The 14100-nt window shown below is 67.4% G+C and carries 20 protein-coding genes; 18 read left to right on the top strand and 2 right to left on the bottom strand.

Annotated features, from left to right (window positions below; genetic code table 11):
- Positions 1-10 precede the first annotated feature (10 nt).
- The 6 genes from OA56_RS07835 to OA56_RS07810 are packed head-to-tail and all read left to right on the top strand — an operon-like array spanning position 11 to position 3957.
- Entirely contained in the window at positions 11-271 is a 261-nt protein-coding gene (locus OA56_RS07835) for a BolA family protein (protein WP_461584496.1), read from the top strand.
- Positions 272-282: 11 nt separating this feature from the next.
- Positions 283-1533: a UDP-N-acetylglucosamine 1-carboxyvinyltransferase gene (murA, locus tag OA56_RS07830; RefSeq protein WP_055422552.1), complete on the top strand. Its 1251-nt coding sequence runs from the start codon at positions 283-285 to the stop codon at positions 1531-1533.
- 9 nt (positions 1534-1542) lie between these two features.
- Positions 1543-2199, top strand: a complete 657-nt coding sequence (gene hisG / locus OA56_RS07825; RefSeq protein WP_055422553.1) for an ATP phosphoribosyltransferase — start codon at positions 1543-1545, stop codon at positions 2197-2199.
- Positions 2180-3508: a histidinol dehydrogenase gene (gene hisD, locus OA56_RS07820; RefSeq protein ID WP_055422554.1), complete on the top strand. Its 1329-nt coding sequence runs from the start codon at positions 2180-2182 to the stop codon at positions 3506-3508. Before hisG ends, hisD begins: the two co-directional genes overlap by 20 nt.
- 28 nt (positions 3509-3536) lie before the next feature.
- Positions 3537-3743, top strand: a complete 207-nt coding sequence (locus OA56_RS07815; protein WP_055422555.1) for a hypothetical protein — start codon at positions 3537-3539, stop codon at positions 3741-3743.
- The gene (locus tag OA56_RS07810; RefSeq protein ID WP_055422556.1) at positions 3736-3957 is read left to right on the top strand and encodes a type II toxin-antitoxin system HicA family toxin; all 222 of its coding nucleotides are present in this window, start codon (positions 3736-3738) and stop codon (positions 3955-3957) included. The genes OA56_RS07815 and OA56_RS07810 overlap by 8 nt, the downstream gene beginning before the upstream one ends.
- Before the next feature lie 29 nt (positions 3958-3986).
- Here OA56_RS07810 and hisC read toward each other — a convergent pair whose 3' ends face one another.
- The gene (hisC, locus tag OA56_RS07805) at positions 3987-5063 is read right to left on the bottom strand and encodes a histidinol-phosphate transaminase (RefSeq protein WP_461584492.1); all 1077 of its coding nucleotides are present in this window, start codon (positions 5061-5063) and stop codon (positions 3987-3989) included.
- Positions 5064-5153: 90 nt separating this feature from the next.
- On the opposite strand from hisC, the gene hisB reads away from it, so the two are divergent.
- The 10 genes from hisB (at position 5154) to tatC (ending at position 10785) form a co-directional block, all read left to right on the top strand.
- Complete coding sequence (gene hisB / locus OA56_RS07800) at positions 5154-5759, top strand: imidazoleglycerol-phosphate dehydratase HisB (RefSeq protein ID WP_461584490.1); 606 nt, start codon at positions 5154-5156, stop codon at positions 5757-5759.
- A gap of 7 nt (positions 5760-5766) precedes the next feature.
- Positions 5767-6402, top strand: a complete 636-nt coding sequence (gene hisH, locus OA56_RS07795; RefSeq protein ID WP_461584488.1) for an imidazole glycerol phosphate synthase subunit HisH — start codon at positions 5767-5769, stop codon at positions 6400-6402.
- Between the two features lie 84 nt (positions 6403-6486).
- Positions 6487-7254, top strand: a complete 768-nt coding sequence (hisA, locus tag OA56_RS07790) for a 1-(5-phosphoribosyl)-5-[(5-phosphoribosylamino)methylideneamino]imidazole-4-carboxamide isomerase (protein ID WP_461584486.1) — start codon at positions 6487-6489, stop codon at positions 7252-7254.
- The gene (hisF, locus tag OA56_RS07785; protein WP_028874112.1) at positions 7254-8012 is read left to right on the top strand and encodes an imidazole glycerol phosphate synthase subunit HisF; all 759 of its coding nucleotides are present in this window, start codon (positions 7254-7256) and stop codon (positions 8010-8012) included. The genes hisA and hisF overlap by 1 nt, the downstream gene beginning before the upstream one ends.
- Positions 8009-8395, top strand: a complete 387-nt coding sequence (gene hisI, locus OA56_RS07780) for a phosphoribosyl-AMP cyclohydrolase (protein WP_055422561.1) — start codon at positions 8009-8011, stop codon at positions 8393-8395. Before hisF ends, hisI begins: the two co-directional genes overlap by 4 nt.
- Positions 8392-8763 (top strand): phosphoribosyl-ATP diphosphatase, encoded by a 372-nt coding sequence (locus OA56_RS07775; RefSeq protein ID WP_055422562.1) that lies wholly within the window; start codon positions 8392-8394, stop codon positions 8761-8763. The genes hisI and OA56_RS07775 overlap by 4 nt, the downstream gene beginning before the upstream one ends.
- On the top strand, positions 8760-9125 hold the full coding sequence (locus OA56_RS07770; protein WP_055422563.1) for a histidine triad nucleotide-binding protein: 366 nt from the start codon (positions 8760-8762) through the stop codon (positions 9123-9125). The genes OA56_RS07775 and OA56_RS07770 overlap by 4 nt, the downstream gene beginning before the upstream one ends.
- 30 nt (positions 9126-9155) lie before the next feature.
- Positions 9156-9395 (top strand): Sec-independent protein translocase subunit TatA, encoded by a 240-nt coding sequence (gene tatA / locus OA56_RS07765; RefSeq protein ID WP_141054341.1) that lies wholly within the window; start codon positions 9156-9158, stop codon positions 9393-9395.
- Between the two features lie 38 nt (positions 9396-9433).
- Positions 9434-9994 carry a Sec-independent protein translocase protein TatB gene (gene tatB, locus OA56_RS07760; RefSeq protein ID WP_141054338.1) on the top strand — a complete coding sequence of 187 codons (561 nt, stop codon included), beginning with the start codon at positions 9434-9436 and terminating at the stop codon, positions 9992-9994.
- A complete protein-coding gene (gene tatC / locus OA56_RS07755) occupies positions 9994-10785 on the top strand; it encodes a twin-arginine translocase subunit TatC (protein ID WP_141054335.1) in 792 nt (263 codons plus the stop codon). The genes tatB and tatC overlap by 1 nt, the downstream gene beginning before the upstream one ends.
- 13 nt (positions 10786-10798) lie before the next feature.
- On the opposite strand, the gene OA56_RS07750 is transcribed toward tatC, so the two are convergent.
- Positions 10799-11941, bottom strand: a complete 1143-nt coding sequence (locus tag OA56_RS07750; RefSeq protein WP_461584482.1) for a S1C family serine protease — start codon at positions 11939-11941, stop codon at positions 10799-10801.
- Positions 11942-11965: 24 nt separating this feature from the next.
- On the opposite strand from OA56_RS07750, the gene OA56_RS07745 reads away from it, so the two are divergent.
- Together OA56_RS07745 and sucC are read left to right on the top strand one after the other, a co-directional pair.
- Positions 11966-12712: a Nif3-like dinuclear metal center hexameric protein gene (locus OA56_RS07745; RefSeq protein ID WP_461584480.1), complete on the top strand. Its 747-nt coding sequence runs from the start codon at positions 11966-11968 to the stop codon at positions 12710-12712.
- Between the two features lie 204 nt (positions 12713-12916).
- Positions 12917-14086 carry an ADP-forming succinate--CoA ligase subunit beta gene (gene sucC, locus OA56_RS07740; RefSeq protein ID WP_461584478.1) on the top strand — a complete coding sequence of 390 codons (1170 nt, stop codon included), beginning with the start codon at positions 12917-12919 and terminating at the stop codon, positions 14084-14086.
- The last annotated feature ends 14 nt before the right edge of the window (positions 14087-14100 follow it).

Below are 14100 nucleotides of genomic sequence, written 5' to 3'. Positions count from 1 at the left end.
GGAGCCCGACATGTACGATCCCAAGGCGATCGAAGCGGCCATCGCGGCCCATCTGCCCTGCCTGCACGTGCAGGTCGAGGGCAAGGATGGGGTGCATTTCACCGGCCTGGTGGTGAGCGAGGCGTTTCGCGGCAAGCGCAAGGTGCAGCAGCACCAGCTGGTCTATCAGGCGCTGGGCCCGGCGATGGGCACGGAGATCCACGCCCTTGCGCTCACCACCCTCACGCCCGAGGAGTGGGAACGGCTGCGCTCCGAGCTCGAGTCGCGCTGAAGGAGAACGGGGTGGACAAACTCGCCATCGTCGGCGGCGCGCGGCTTGCCGGTGAGATCCCCGTCTCCGGGGCGAAGAACGCGGCGCTGCCCATTCTGTGCGCGGCGCTGCTCACCGACGAGCCGCTCGAGATCGAGAACGTTCCGCGCTTGCGCGACGTCGACACCCTGCTCGCGCTCCTGGCGCGCATGGGGGTGGCGATCGAGCGCGAGGGTGCGACCCTGCGGCTGCAGGCGCAGCGCATCGCGTCCCCCGAAGCGCCTTATGAGCTCGTCAAGACGATGCGCGCCTCCATCCTCGTGCTGGGGCCGCTGGTGGCGCGCTGCCGCGAAGCCGTCGTGAGCCTGCCCGGCGGCTGTGCCATCGGCGCGCGCCCGGTCGACCAGCACATCAAGGGGTTGCAGGCGCTGGGTGCCGAGGTGCGCGTCGAACACGGCTACATCCACGCCACCACGCCAGGATTGCGCGGGGCGCGGCTCGTGCCGGATCTGGTCACCGTCACCGGCACCGAGAACCTGCTCATGGCCGCGTGCCTGGCCGAGGGAACGACGGTGATCGAGAACGCGGCGCGCGAACCGGAGGTGAGCGATCTCGCCCGCTGCCTGGTGGCCATGGGCGCGGACATCGAAGGCATTGGCACCGACACCCTGCGCGTGCGCGGCGTGCGTCGGTTGCATGGCGCCCGCTATCGCGTCATGCCCGACCGCATCGAGACCGGCACCTATCTGTGCGCCGCCGCCATCACGGGGGGGCAGGTCCGGCTCACCCGGGCCGACCCCGATGCGCTCGAAGCGGTGCTCGCCAAGCTCGCCGAGGCCGGTTGCCGCATCGAGACCGGCCCCGACTGGGTGGCGCTGGAGGCGCCGCCGCGGCTGCGGGCGGTGGACGTGCGCACCGCTCCCTACCCGGGTTTCCCCACCGACATGCAGGCGCAATTCATGGCCCTCGACACGGTGGCCGAGGGCAGCGGTGTCATCCGCGAAACCATCTTCGAGAACCGCTTCATGCACGCCGTCGAGCTGCAGCGACTCGGAGCCGACATCCGTATCGACGGCAACACCGCCGTGGTCAAGGGGGTGGCGCGGCTCGACGGGGCCACCGTCATGGCCACCGACCTGCGGGCATCTGCCGGGCTGGTGGTGGCCGCGCTCAAGGCCGAAGGCGAGACGGTGATCGAGCGCATCTATCATCTGGATCGCGGCTACGAGCAGCTCGAAGAAAAGCTCGGCGCCTTGGGTGCCCAGGTGCGCCGCATCCGGTAGAATCGGCTCATGGAACGGATCACGCTCGCGCTCTCCAAGGGGCGCATCTTCACCGAGACGCTGCCGCTGCTCGCAGCGGCCGGCATCGTGCCGCAGGACGACCCCGAGACCTCGCGTCGGCTCATCCTCGAGACCAACCGTCCCGAGGTGCGGCTGCTCATCGTGCGCGCCACCGACGTGCCCACCTACGTGCAATACGGGGCGGCGGACCTGGGCATCGCCGGGCGGGACGTGCTGCTCGAGCATGGCGGGCAGGGGCTGTATCAGCCGCTCGATCTGCGCATCGCCCGCTGCCGCCTGTGCGTGGCCGTGCCCGAGGGGTTCGATTATGGCGCGGCGGTTCAGCTCGGCAGCCGCATCCGCGTGGCGACCAAGTACCTCAAGACCGCCAAGGCGCATTTCGCCGCCAAGGGCGTACACGTCGATCTCATCAAGCTCTACGGTTCGATGGAACTCGCGCCCTTGGTTGGCCTGGCCGATGCCATCGTCGACCTCGTCTCGTCGGGCAACACGCTGCGCGCCAATCATCTGGTCGAGGTCGAGGAAATCATGTCCATTTCCAGCCGTCTGATCGTCAACCAGGCCGCCTTGAAGCTCAAGCGTACCTTGGTGCAGCCGCTCATCGACACCTTCGCGGAGACCCTCCATGACCAGCCAGACGCCTGATTCGTCCGCCGCGCGCATCCGCCGGCTGGACGTGCGCGACCCCGACTTCTTCGCCCAGCTCGACGCGCTGCTCGCCTTCGAGGCGCAGACGGACGAGGCCGTCGGCCGCGCCGTCGACGAGATCCTGCGCGCGGTGCGCACCACGGGCGATGCGGCGGTACTCGACTATACCCGCCGCTTCGATGGTCTGACCGTGACCCACATGGCCGAGCTGGAACTACCGAAGTCGGCGCTCGCCGAGGCCTTTGCCGCGCTGCCCGCCGAGCAGAAAGACGCCCTGGTGCGTGCCGCCGAGCGCATCGAAACCTTCCACGAGCGGCAAAAACTCGAGGGCTGGGTGATCGAGGAGGCGGACGGCACGCGCCTGGGGCAGAAAGTGACGCCGCTCGATCGCGTCGGGCTCTACGTCCCCGGCGGGCGCGCCGCCTATCCCAGCTCGGTGCTGATGAACGCCATCCCGGCCAAAGTGGCCGGCGTGGGCGAGCTCATCATGACCGTGCCCACGCCGCGCGGCGAGAAAAATCCCCTGGTGCTCGCCGCAGCGCACCTCACCGGAGTCGATCGCGTCTTCACCCTCGGCGGGGCGCAGGCGGTGGCGGCGCTCGCCTACGGCACACAGACGATTCCGCAGGTCGACAAGATCGTCGGCCCCGGCAACGCCTACGTGGCCGAAGCCAAGCGGCGCGTCTTCGGCGTGGTGGGCATCGACATGGTGGCGGGGCCCTCCGAAGTGCTGATCCTCTCCGATGGCTCGGGCGATCCGGCCTGGGTGGCGATGGATCTCTTCGCCCAAGCCGAGCACGACGAACTCGCGCAATCGATCCTGGTGAGCACGCAGGCGGATTTTCTGGATGCGGTGGCGGAGGCCATCGAGCGGCTACTGCCGACGATGCCGCGCCGCGAGGTGATCGCCGCCTCGCTCGCCCATCGCGGCGCGCTCATCCGGGTGGATGACCTGGAGCAGGCGGTGGCGATCGCCAACCGCATCGCCCCCGAGCACCTCGAGCTCGCCCTGGAAGATCCCGAACCCTGGGCCGACAAGATCCGTCATGCCGGGGCGATCTTCCTCGGCCACTGGTCGGTGGAGGCGATCGGCGACTACTGCGCCGGGCCGAACCACGTGCTGCCGACGATGCGCAGCGCCCGTTTCTCTTCCCCCCTGGGCGTCTACGATTTCCAGAAGCGCACGAGCCTCGTCGCCGTATCGCGCGCCGGCGCGCAAAAGCTCGCCCCCATCGCTGCCACGCTCGCCCAAGGCGAAGGGCTCATGGCGCACGCGCGTTCGGCGCAGATGCGCATTTTGCCTTGATGGCGTGAGAACCGATGAGGAAGGATCGATGGAACTATCCGCTGTTTTGACTCCGGCGCCGGAAGGGGGCTATGTGGCATTCAACCCCGAAACCGGCACGACGACGCAGGGCGAAACCATCGAAGAGGCTTTGGCCAACTTGCGTGAGGCGACGGCGCTCTACCTGGAGGAATTTCCCCTGGCCGTTGCCGGGCGGCCATTGCTGACGACGTTCGACGTGCCCGAACATGCCTAAATTGCCGGTCGTATCCGGGGCCGAAGTCGTGCGCGCTTTGGAGCGGCTCGGGTTCGTGATCGTGCGTCAGCGAGGCAGTCATCTCGTGATGCGTCGCGGCTCGGCAGGATGCGTCGTGCCGAATCACCGTGAGCTGAAAGTTGGCACTTTGGTCGGCGTGCTCAAGCAGGCTGGCGTTTCCATCGAGGCGTTTCTCGAGGCGCTTCATGCCTGATGCTTGACATGTAGATATGGTCTTTACTCCTAACCCCCCAGGATCTCGGCGAGCGCCTCCAGTAGCCGGGCGCACTGCTCGCGGGTGCCTACGGTGATGCGCAGGAAATCGGCGATGCGCGGTTGATCGAAGCGGCGCACCAGCACCTTGCGTTCGCGCAAGGACTGCGCGAGCTCCGCGCCGCTCCGTTCCCGGTGGCGGGCGAAGACGAAGTTCGCCTGCGAGGGGAGCACTTCGAAGCCCAGCGCTTCGAGCCCGCGCGCGAGCGAGGCGCGTGTGGCGATCACGTCCAGCCGCATGGCCTCGAAGTGCGCTTCGTCCTGCAGCGCCGCGATCGCCCCGACCTGGGCGAGCCGGTCGAGGGGGTAGGAATTGAAGCTGTCCTTGACGCGGCGCAAGGCCTCGATGAGCGGCGCCTGGCCGATGGCGTAGCCCACGCGCAATCCGGCCAGCGCCCGGCTCTTGGAGAAAGTCTGCACCACCAGGAGGTTGGGGTAGTGCTTGACGAGCGGGATGGCGCTCTGCGCCCCGAAATCGACGTAGGCCTCGTCGACCAGGACCACGCACTGCGGGTTGCCGGCCACGATGCGTTCGACTTCGGTGAGTTCCAGGGCGATGCCGGTGGGGGCGTTCGGATTGGCGAAGACGATGCCGCCGGCGGCGCGCCCCTGCTGGGGCAGGAAGGCATCTGTGGGCAGACGGAAGTCGTCGGTCAGTGGCACCGTCTCGTGGGGCAGGCCATAGAGCGTGCAATAGACGGGATAGAAACTGTAGGTGACGTCGGGAAACCAGACCGGCCCCGAATGACCCAGGAGCGCCTGGAAGGCGAAGGCGAGCACTTCGTCGGAGCCATTGCCGACGAAGACGTTGTCCAGCTCCACGCCGTGGCGTTGTGCGAGTTCGTGGCGCAGCGCCGTCGCTTCGGGGTCGGGATAGAGACGCAGCCGCTCGTCGAGCTCGGCCTGGATGGCGGCAAGCACCCTGGGCGAGGGGCCGTGCGGATGTTCGTTCGTATTCAGTTTGATGAGATCGGGGATTCGGGGCTGTTCGCCCGGAACGTAGGGGGTGAGCCGCTTGACGGTAGGGCTCCAGTAACGATCATCCATGCGCCGTTTTCTCGGGATCAGGGTTGCTACGCTCGACACGCCCAATGGTATCATGCGCACGTCGCCATGTTCCGTTTCCTTGGTTCTTCCATGACCGAATCTCCTGTGCGCCGTGCCGCCGTCGTCGAGCGCGACACCCTCGAGACCCGCGTGCGCGTGGCGCTCGATCTCGATGGCAGCGGCCGCGCCGAACTCTCTACTGGCGTGCCGTTTCTCGACCACATGCTCGAGCAGGTGGCCCGGCATGGGCTTATCGATCTCGAGATTCGTGCCGAAGGCGACACGCACATCGACGACCACCACACCGTCGAAGACGTCGGCATCACGTTTGGCCAGGCGTTCGCCAAGGCGTTGGGCGACAAGCGCGGTCTCTCCCGCTATGGTCACGCCTACGTGCCGCTCGACGAGGCGCTGTCGCGTGCGGTGGTCGATCTCTCCGGCCGCCCCGGACTCGTTTTCTGCTGCGAATTCACCCGTGCGCGCATCGGCGCTTTCGACGTCGATCTCGTGCGCGAATTCTTCCAGGGGTTCGTCAATCACGCTGCGGTGACGCTGCATCTCGACGGCCTGCGCGGCGTCAATGCCCACCATCAGTGCGAGACGCTCTTCAAGGCCTTTGGCCGGGCGCTGCGCATAGCCTGCGCCCGCGATCCGCGGCTGGAGGGGCGAATGCCCTCGACCAAAGGGGTGCTGTGAGCCGGCCATGAACATCGCGGTGATCGATTACGGCATGGGAAATCTGCGCTCGGTGCAGAAGGCGTTGCAGACTGTCGCGCCCGGTGTCAAAGTGCGCCTGGCGCGTACGCCGCGCGAGGTGCGCGAGGCCGACCGCGTCGTTTTTCCCGGCCAGGGGGCGATGCCCGATTGCATGGGGGCGCTGCAGCGCCAGGAGATGCACGAGGCGGTGCTGCGGGCGGCGCGCGAGCGGCCGTTTCTCGGCATTTGCGTGGGATTGCAAATGCTCTTCGAACGCTCCGAAGAAGGCGGTGCCGCCGGGCTTGGCCTTTTTGCCGGCGAGGTGGTGCGTTTCCCACGCGACGGCGCCTTTGCGCCCGGGCAAGCGCATCTCAAAGTGCCGCACATGGGCTGGAACCGGGTCGAGAACGTGCGCGAACACCCCGTTTTGCCGGCTCAAGGCAGCGGCGAGCGCTATTATTTCGTGCACAGTTACTACGTCGCGCCGCGTGATGATTCACTCGTGCTCGCCCGCACCGATTACGGCGTCGTCTTCGCCTCGGCGGTGGCGCACGACAATCTCGTGGCGGTTCAATTCCACCCCGAGAAGAGCGGGCGGGCAGGGCTGGCGCTACTCGAGCGCTTCGTGCGCTGGGCTCCATGAGCGCGGCGCAGGGGAGGGGGTGCGGTTCGCCGCACCGGGTGACAACGACGGCGGCCAAGACCGCCCAATGGGACCTGTGACATCATGCTGCTGATTCCCGCCATCGACCTGAAGAACGGCCAATGCGTCCGGCTGCGCCAGGGGCGCATGGAAGAGGCCACCGTATTCTCCGAAGATCCGGCCGCCATGGCGCGCCATTGGCTCGACCAAGGGGCGCGGCGGCTGCACCTCGTCGATCTTGACGGGGCCTTCGCCGGCAAGCCGAAGAACCTCGCGGCGATCGAGGCCATCCTGGAAGAAATCGACGGCGAGGTGCCGGTGCAGCTCGGCGGCGGCATCCGCGACCTCGACACGATCGACCGCTACGTGGAGCTGGGCATCGAATACGTCATCATCGGCACGGCCGCGGTGAAGCATCCCGGTTTCCTGCAGGACGCCTGTGTCGCCTTTCCCGGCCACGTCATGGTGGGGCTGGACGCCAAGGACGGCAAGGTGGCGATCGACGGCTGGTCGCGCAGTAGCGGCCACGACGTCGTCGAGCTCGCGCGCAAGTTCGAGGACTACGGCGTGGAGGCCGTCGTCTATACCGACATCGGCCGCGACGGGATGCTCTCGGGGGTGAACGTCGAGGCGACGGCGCGGCTCGCGCGTGCGTTGCGTGCCACTCCGGTCATTGCCAGCGGCGGCATCGCCACGCTCGCCGACATCGAGGCGCTGTGCGCCATCGAGGAGGACGGCGTGATCGGGGCAATCACCGGGCGCGCCATCTACGAAGGCACGCTGGACTTCAAGGCCGCGCAGGCGCTCGCCGACGAACTCGCGGCGCGGCGCAGTGCGCAAAGGACGGCCTGATGCTCGCCAAGCGCGTCATCCCCTGTCTGGACGTCCATGCCGGGCGCGTGGTCAAGGGGGTCAATTTCGTGTCGCTGCGCGATGCGGGCGACCCGGTGGAGATCGCGCGGCGCTACGATGCCGAGGGGGCCGACGAACTCACTTTCCTTGACATCACGGCTTCGAGCGAAGAGCGCGCCATCCTGCTCGAGGTCGTCTCGCGGGTGGCCGAGTGCGTCTTCATCCCGCTGACCGTGGGCGGGGGCGTGCGCCGCCTCGAGGACGTGCGCGCGCTGCTCCTTGCCGGGGCCGACAAGGTGAGCATCAACACCGCGGCGGTACAGCGGCCCGAGCTCATCGCCGAGGCGGCCGATCGCGTCGGCTCGCAGGCCATCGTCGTGGCCATCGACGCCAAACGCGTCGCGCCCGGACGCTGGTCGGTGTTTACCCACGGCGGGCGCGTCGACACGGGGCTCGACGCCATCGAATGGGCGCAGAAAGTCTGTGCGCTCGGCGCAGGTGAGATCCTCCTCACCAGCATGGATCGCGACGGCACCAGGCAGGGGTTCGACCTCGAACTCACCCGCGCGGTGTCCGACGCCGTGCCCGTGCCGGTGATCGCGAGCGGCGGCGTGGGCACGCTGCAGCATCTGGTCGAAGGCGTCACCGAGGGGCACGCCGACGCGGTGCTCGCCGCCTCCATCTTCCATTTCGGCGAATACAGCATCCGCCAGGCCAAGGAGGCGATGCAGGCGGCCGGCGTGGAGGTACGGCTGTGAGCGAAGATCTGTTCGACGCCGTGCGCTGGGGCGAAGACGGCCTGGTGCCGGCAATCGCCCAGGACGCAGCCACGGGCGAAGTGCTCATGCTCGCCTGGATGAACCGCGAATCTCTGGCCGAGACGCTCGCGCGCGGGCAGGCCGTCTATTGGTCGCGCTCGCGCGGTCGGCTGTGGGCCAAGGGCGAGACTTCCGGACACGTGCAAAAGCTCGTCGAGCTGCGGCTCGACTGCGATGGCGACGCGCTGCTGCTGCGCGTCGAACAAAAGGGCGGCATCGCCTGTCACACCGGACGGCGGAGTTGTTTCTACCGCCGCTGGCGCGACGGGGCTTGGGAAGTCGTCGAAGCGGTGGTGAAGGATCCGAAGGAGATATACTCATGATCGACTTGGAAGTGCTGCGCCGCGTCAGCCAGACGCTCGCCGAACGCAAGGCGGCCGATCCCGACCAATCCTATGTTTCCAGCCTGTACCAGAAGGGTACGGAGGCGATCCTTAAGAAAGTGGCCGAGGAGGCCGCCGAAGTGATCATGGCGGCCAAGGACGGCGACCGGCTGCATCTGGTGTGGGAGGTCACCGACCTGTGGTTCCACACCATGGTGCTGCTCGCGCATTTCGGCCTGTCGGTCGAGGACATAGCCGCCGAATTCCGCCGTCGGGAGGGCGTCTCGGGTATCGACGAGAAACGCGCGCGCCTGGCGACGGCGGCGGAAGCCGAATCCGTGGTGATTGCCAAAGGAGGGAAAGCATGACGACGCAAGCCGATCCGAACTGCGTGTTCTGCAAGATCGTCGCCGGCGAGATTCCGGCAAAGAAGGTCTATGAAGACGAGGAGGTGCTGGCGTTTCACGACATCCGTCCCGTGGCGCCGGTCCATCTGCTGGTGATCCCCAAGCACCACATCCCCTCGACCAAGGAGCTCACCGACGCCGACGCCGGCTGGATGGGGCGCCTGATGGTCGCCGCCACCAAGGTGGCGCTCGCGGCCGGCTGTGCCGATGGCTGGCGCACCATCATCAACACCGGGCGCATCGGTCGCCAGGAAGTGATGCACCTGCACGTGCATCTCCTCGGCGGGGGAAACGAGCCGCTGCCCATCATGCTCAAGCGCTGAAGCGGCGACGTAGGTCATAGGAGAACTGTCATGGGTTCGTTTAGCATCTGGCACTGGCTCATCGTGCTGCTCATCGTCGTGATGATCTTCGGCACGAAGAAGCTGCGCAACATCGGGCAGGATCTGGGCGGCGCCGTACGCGGGTTCAAGGAAGGGATGAAGAGCGCGGAAGAAGAGCCCGCCGCCGCTTCACCCAAGGCCGTGAGCGACCAGACCACGATCGAAGGGGGCGTGCGGGAGAAGAGCGACGCGTCGCGGACGCAGGCGTGAGCCGGCTGCCGCATTCGTTGTCCGGCTGAGGAGCGAGTGTGTTCGACATCGGCTTCTCCGAGATGATCGTGATCGCCGTGGTGGCGCTCATCGTGCTCGGTCCCGAGCGCCTGCCCAAGGCGGCCCGTACGGCGGGAGAGCTCATCGGACGCTTGCAGCGCTACGTCTCCGGCGTCAAGGCGGACATCGAGCGTGAGCTCCAGCTCGAGGAACTGAAGAAACTGCAGGCCCAGATCGAATCCCAGGCGCGCGAGCTGCAGGAGACGATGCGCCGTCAGGCCGAGGAGGTCCAGGCGCCGCTGCGTCAGAGCGTCGAGGAGGCGCGTCAGGCGCTTGCTGTCGGCGAGCCGCTCCCGTCGCACGCTGCCGAACCGGAGGATGTGCCGTCCGCCAAGGCGGATGTGCGGGCATCGGGACGGGAGCTGCCCATGACGCACCCCCATCCGCCTGCCCCTTCGGGCTCGACGGCTGGCACGGGCACCGCGCCTTCGGGTGATGCACGCGAGGCCATGAGCTTGCCCTCCGGCCTGGGGCTGGCCCCATCCCCTGCCGAGCCCGTTCCAGTGGCATCCCCCTCTCCTGGCAGCGGAAAGACGTGATGAGCGAACCGACGTCCGGCGAAGAGAGTTTCCTGTCGCATCTGGTCGAGCTGCGCAGCCGCCTGGTCCACTCGGCGATCGCGGTACTGCTCGTCTTCCTCTGTCTGGCGCCCTGGGCGGGATTCTGGTACGACCTGCTCGCCAAGCCGATGCTCGATGCCTTGCCGGCCGGCGCGACCATGATCGCCACCGGCGTGGTCACCCCGTTTTTCGTGCCGATCAAGGTGACGATGCTGCTCGCCTTCCTCATCGCGCTGCCCTACGTGCTCTACCAGGCCTGGGCCTTCGTCGCCCCCGGCCTGTATGCCCATGAAAAGCGCCTCGTCGCGCCGCTGGTGATCGCCTCCACCGCGCTTTTTCTGCTCGGCGTGGCCTTCTGCTACTTCTTCGTCTTTCGCGGGGTGTTCCGCTTCATCGCCGAATTCGCTCCTGCGAGCGTCCAGGTGGCGCCGGACATCGAGCAGTATCTCGGCTTCGTGATGACCATGTTCGTCGCCTTCGGCATCACCTTCGAAGTGCCGATCGCGGTGATCCTGCTCGCCAAGGCCGGGGTGGTCGACGCCGCCAAGCTGCGCCAGGCCCGGCCTTACGTGATCGTCGGCGCCTTCGTCGTCGCGGCGGTCGTCACTCCGCCCGACGTCGTCTCCCAGTTCATGCTGGCGGTGCCGATGATCCTGCTCTACGAGCTGGGAGTCGTCTTCGTACGGTGGAGCGCTTCGGCCAAGGACGCGGCCGAAGAGACCTTGCCCGCGCCGCGGGAAGAGAAGTCGCCGCAGCGGATGCAGGACTGACGCGGAAGAAAGGTCACGAGCCCGGTCGCGGCCGCTCACCGGCGACGAGCTTCACCTCGAGCGTGCGCCGTTCGCGTTCCAGAAGCAGTGTGACCTCCTTGCCCGGCGGGATCGCCGCCACCGTGTCGAGCACTTCGCGCACGGTGCGCGTCGGTTTGCCGTCGATGGCGAGGATGACATCGCCGGGCCTGAGGCCAGCGGCGGCAGCCGGCGAGTCGGGCAGCACCGCCGCCACCAGCGCCCCTTCGCGCGCCATCACGCCCATGGCCTCGGCAAGGGCTGCTTCCAGCGGCTGCAACTGCACTCCGACCCAGCCGCGACGCACATAACCGCGCGAGCGCAGCTCCTCGACCACCGGCTGCGCGATCTGCACCGGAATGGCGAACCCGATGCCGAGCGACCCACCGGTGCGCGAGAAGATGGCGGTGTTGATGCCCACCAGCCGCCCCTGGGTGTCGATGAGGGCGCCGCCCGAATTGCCGGGATTGATCGCCGCGTCGGTCTGGATGAAATTCTCGAACGTGGAAAGGCCCAGGTCGTTGCGTCCCAGCGCCGAGATGATCCCCATCGTCACCGTCTGCCCCACGCCGAAGGGATGCCCTACCGCGAGCACCACGTCGCCCACGGCAAAGCTGTCGGCGGGCGCGAAGGGAAGGGCGGCGAAGGGGCCGGGGGCTTCGAGCCGCAGGATCGCGAGGTCGCTCTCCTGATCGCGTCCCGCCACGCGCGCCGGGATGCTGCGCCCGTCGCCAAAACGCGCAAGAAAGCGCTCGTTCCCTTCCACGACGTGGGCGTTGGTGACCAGCACGCCATCCTCGGCGATGAGGACGGCCGAGCCCATGGCTTCGGGCAGGCGGGGCGAGTCTTCGTCGGGCAGGGGAATGTCGGGGTGCCCCTCGGGCAGCTGCAGCCGCCGCGGGGCTTTCTCTGCCTCCGCCCGATCCGCCTCCATCGGCTGCAGCGAGACGACGGCAGCGGCCCCTCGGGCGGCGGCGAGGCGGTAGTCCTTGGCCGCCGCGGCGGCGGGCGCGTTGCGTTCGACGGTGAGCGGGGCGCCCGCGCCGAACCACCAGTGCGGCTTCAGTTGCGCCACGACGAAGCCGGCGAGGGCGACGACGGTGACGGTTTGCGCGAAAATCTGCCACAGTTTCTTCATCGATTCCCCAAAGGAGCGGCGAACATGCGATTGACGGATCTGGTGGTGGCCCTGGACGGCCTCTTGCAGCCTGCATCGTTTCGCGATTATTGCCCAAACGGGCTGCAAGTGGAAGGACGGCCGGACGTGAGGCGCGTGCTCTGCGGCGTGACGGCCAACGTCGCGCTCATCGAGCGCGCGATCGCTGGCGGCTACGACGCGATCCTGGTGCATCACGGCTTTTTCTGGCGCGGCGAGGATCCTACCCTCACCGCCTGGCGGCTCCGGCGCCTGCGGCCGCTCCTCGTGCACGAAGTGAGCCTCATCGCCTATCACCTGCCGCTCGACGCGCATCCGGAAGTGGGCAACAACGCCGCCTGGGCGCGGGCGATGGGCTGGCGCCCCGAGGGCCGCTGCGGCGGGGAGGATCTCGTCTGGCTCGGCTGGCCCGAAGAGCCGCTCACGCTCTCCGCCCTGGCCGAACGGCTGAACGCCATGCTGGGCCATGAGCCGCTGGTGCTGGGCGAGCCGCAACGGCGCATCGAGCGGCTCGCCTGGTGCAGCGGCGCGGCGCAGGGCGAGTTCGCCGCCGCGATCGCCGAGGGCGTCGACGTCTATATTACCGGCGAAGTCTCCGAGCCCTGCGTGCATCTGGCGCGTGATGCGGGCGTGGCCTTCATCGCCGCAGGGCACCACGCCACCGAGCGCTTCGGCGTGCAGGCACTGGGGTGTTGGCTGGCGCAGGAATTTGGGCTCGTGGTCGACTATCATGAAGTGCCGAGCCCCGTCTGAAAGCGCACCGAGCGCTGGCCGCAAACGAAGAAATCGTGCACCGCCGCACGAAGGCGGGGACGATTGTCGTTATAATTATCCGTGCCAAACCAAGGGACGGGGCCGAAACGTTCGGCCCCGGGAGAACGCCGCGCCGTCGCGATCCGCTGCGGTGCGACCGATCAACCTCGTGCCCGATCGGGCATGGAAAAACGAAGGGTGAACATGAAAATCCATGAATACCAAGCCAAGGAAGTCCTGAGAAAGTTCGGCATCCGCACGCCCAAGGGCGGGCCGGCGTTTTCGGTGGAGGAAGCGCTGGAAGTGGCCAAGTCGCTCGGCGGCCCCGTGTGGGTGGTGAAGGCGCAGATCCACGCCGGCGGGCGCGGCAAGGGCGGCGGCGTCAAGCTCGCCCGCTCGCTCGACGAGGTGCGCCAGCACGCTTCGGCCATCCTCGGCATGCGCCTGGTGACGCACCAGACCGGCCCCGAAGGCCAGATCGTCAAGCGCCTGCTCATCGAAGAGGGCGCCGACATCAAACACGAATACTACGTCTCGATCCTCACCGACCGGGCCACGCAGAAAGTCGCGGTGCTTGCCTCCAGCGAGGGCGGCATGGAGATCGAGGAAGTCGCGGCGAAGACTCCCGAGAAGATCCTCAAGGCCTTCATCGATCCCATCGTCGGTTTCCCCGACGAAGAGGCCGAGCGGCTCGCACGCGGCATCGGCATTCCCGAGGCGTCCATGCCGGCGGCCGTCGACACCCTGAAAAAACTCTATACCTGCTACATGGAGACGGATGCTTCGCTCGCCGAGATCAACCCGCTCATCCTCGAAGGCGACGGCGGCATCAAGGCGCTGGATGCGAAGTTCAATTTCGACGACAACGCGCTCTTCCGCCATCCCGAGATCGTGGCCTACCGTGACCTCGACGAAGAGGATCCGGACGAGGTGGAAGCCTCCAAGTACGGGCTCTCCTACATCGCGCTCGACGGCAACATCGGCTGCCTGGTCAATGGCGCGGGGCTGGCCATGGCCACCATGGACACGATCAAACTCTTCGGCGGCGAGCCGGCCAACTTCCTCGACGTCGGCGGCGGCGCCACCACGGAAAAGGTCACCGCGGCCTTCAAGATCATGCTGCGCAATCCCAAGGTGAAGGGCATCCTGGTCAACATCTTCGGCGGCATCATGCGCTGCGACACCATCGCCAACGGCGTGGTGGCCGCCGCGCGCGAAGTGCAGTTGAACGTGCCGCTCGTGGTGCGCATGAAGGGTACGAACGAGGACATCGGCAAGAAAATCCTCGCCGAATCCGGCCTGCCCATCATCTCCGCCGAAACGATGGCCGACGCGGCGCAGAAGATCGTCGCCGCCGTCTCCGCCGCTCATTGACCGAACCGCCGCCA

The sequence above is a fragment of the Tepidiphilus sp. HLB4 genome (assembly GCF_054823945.1).
This window is presented reverse-complemented; position numbering and strand designations above follow the sequence as displayed.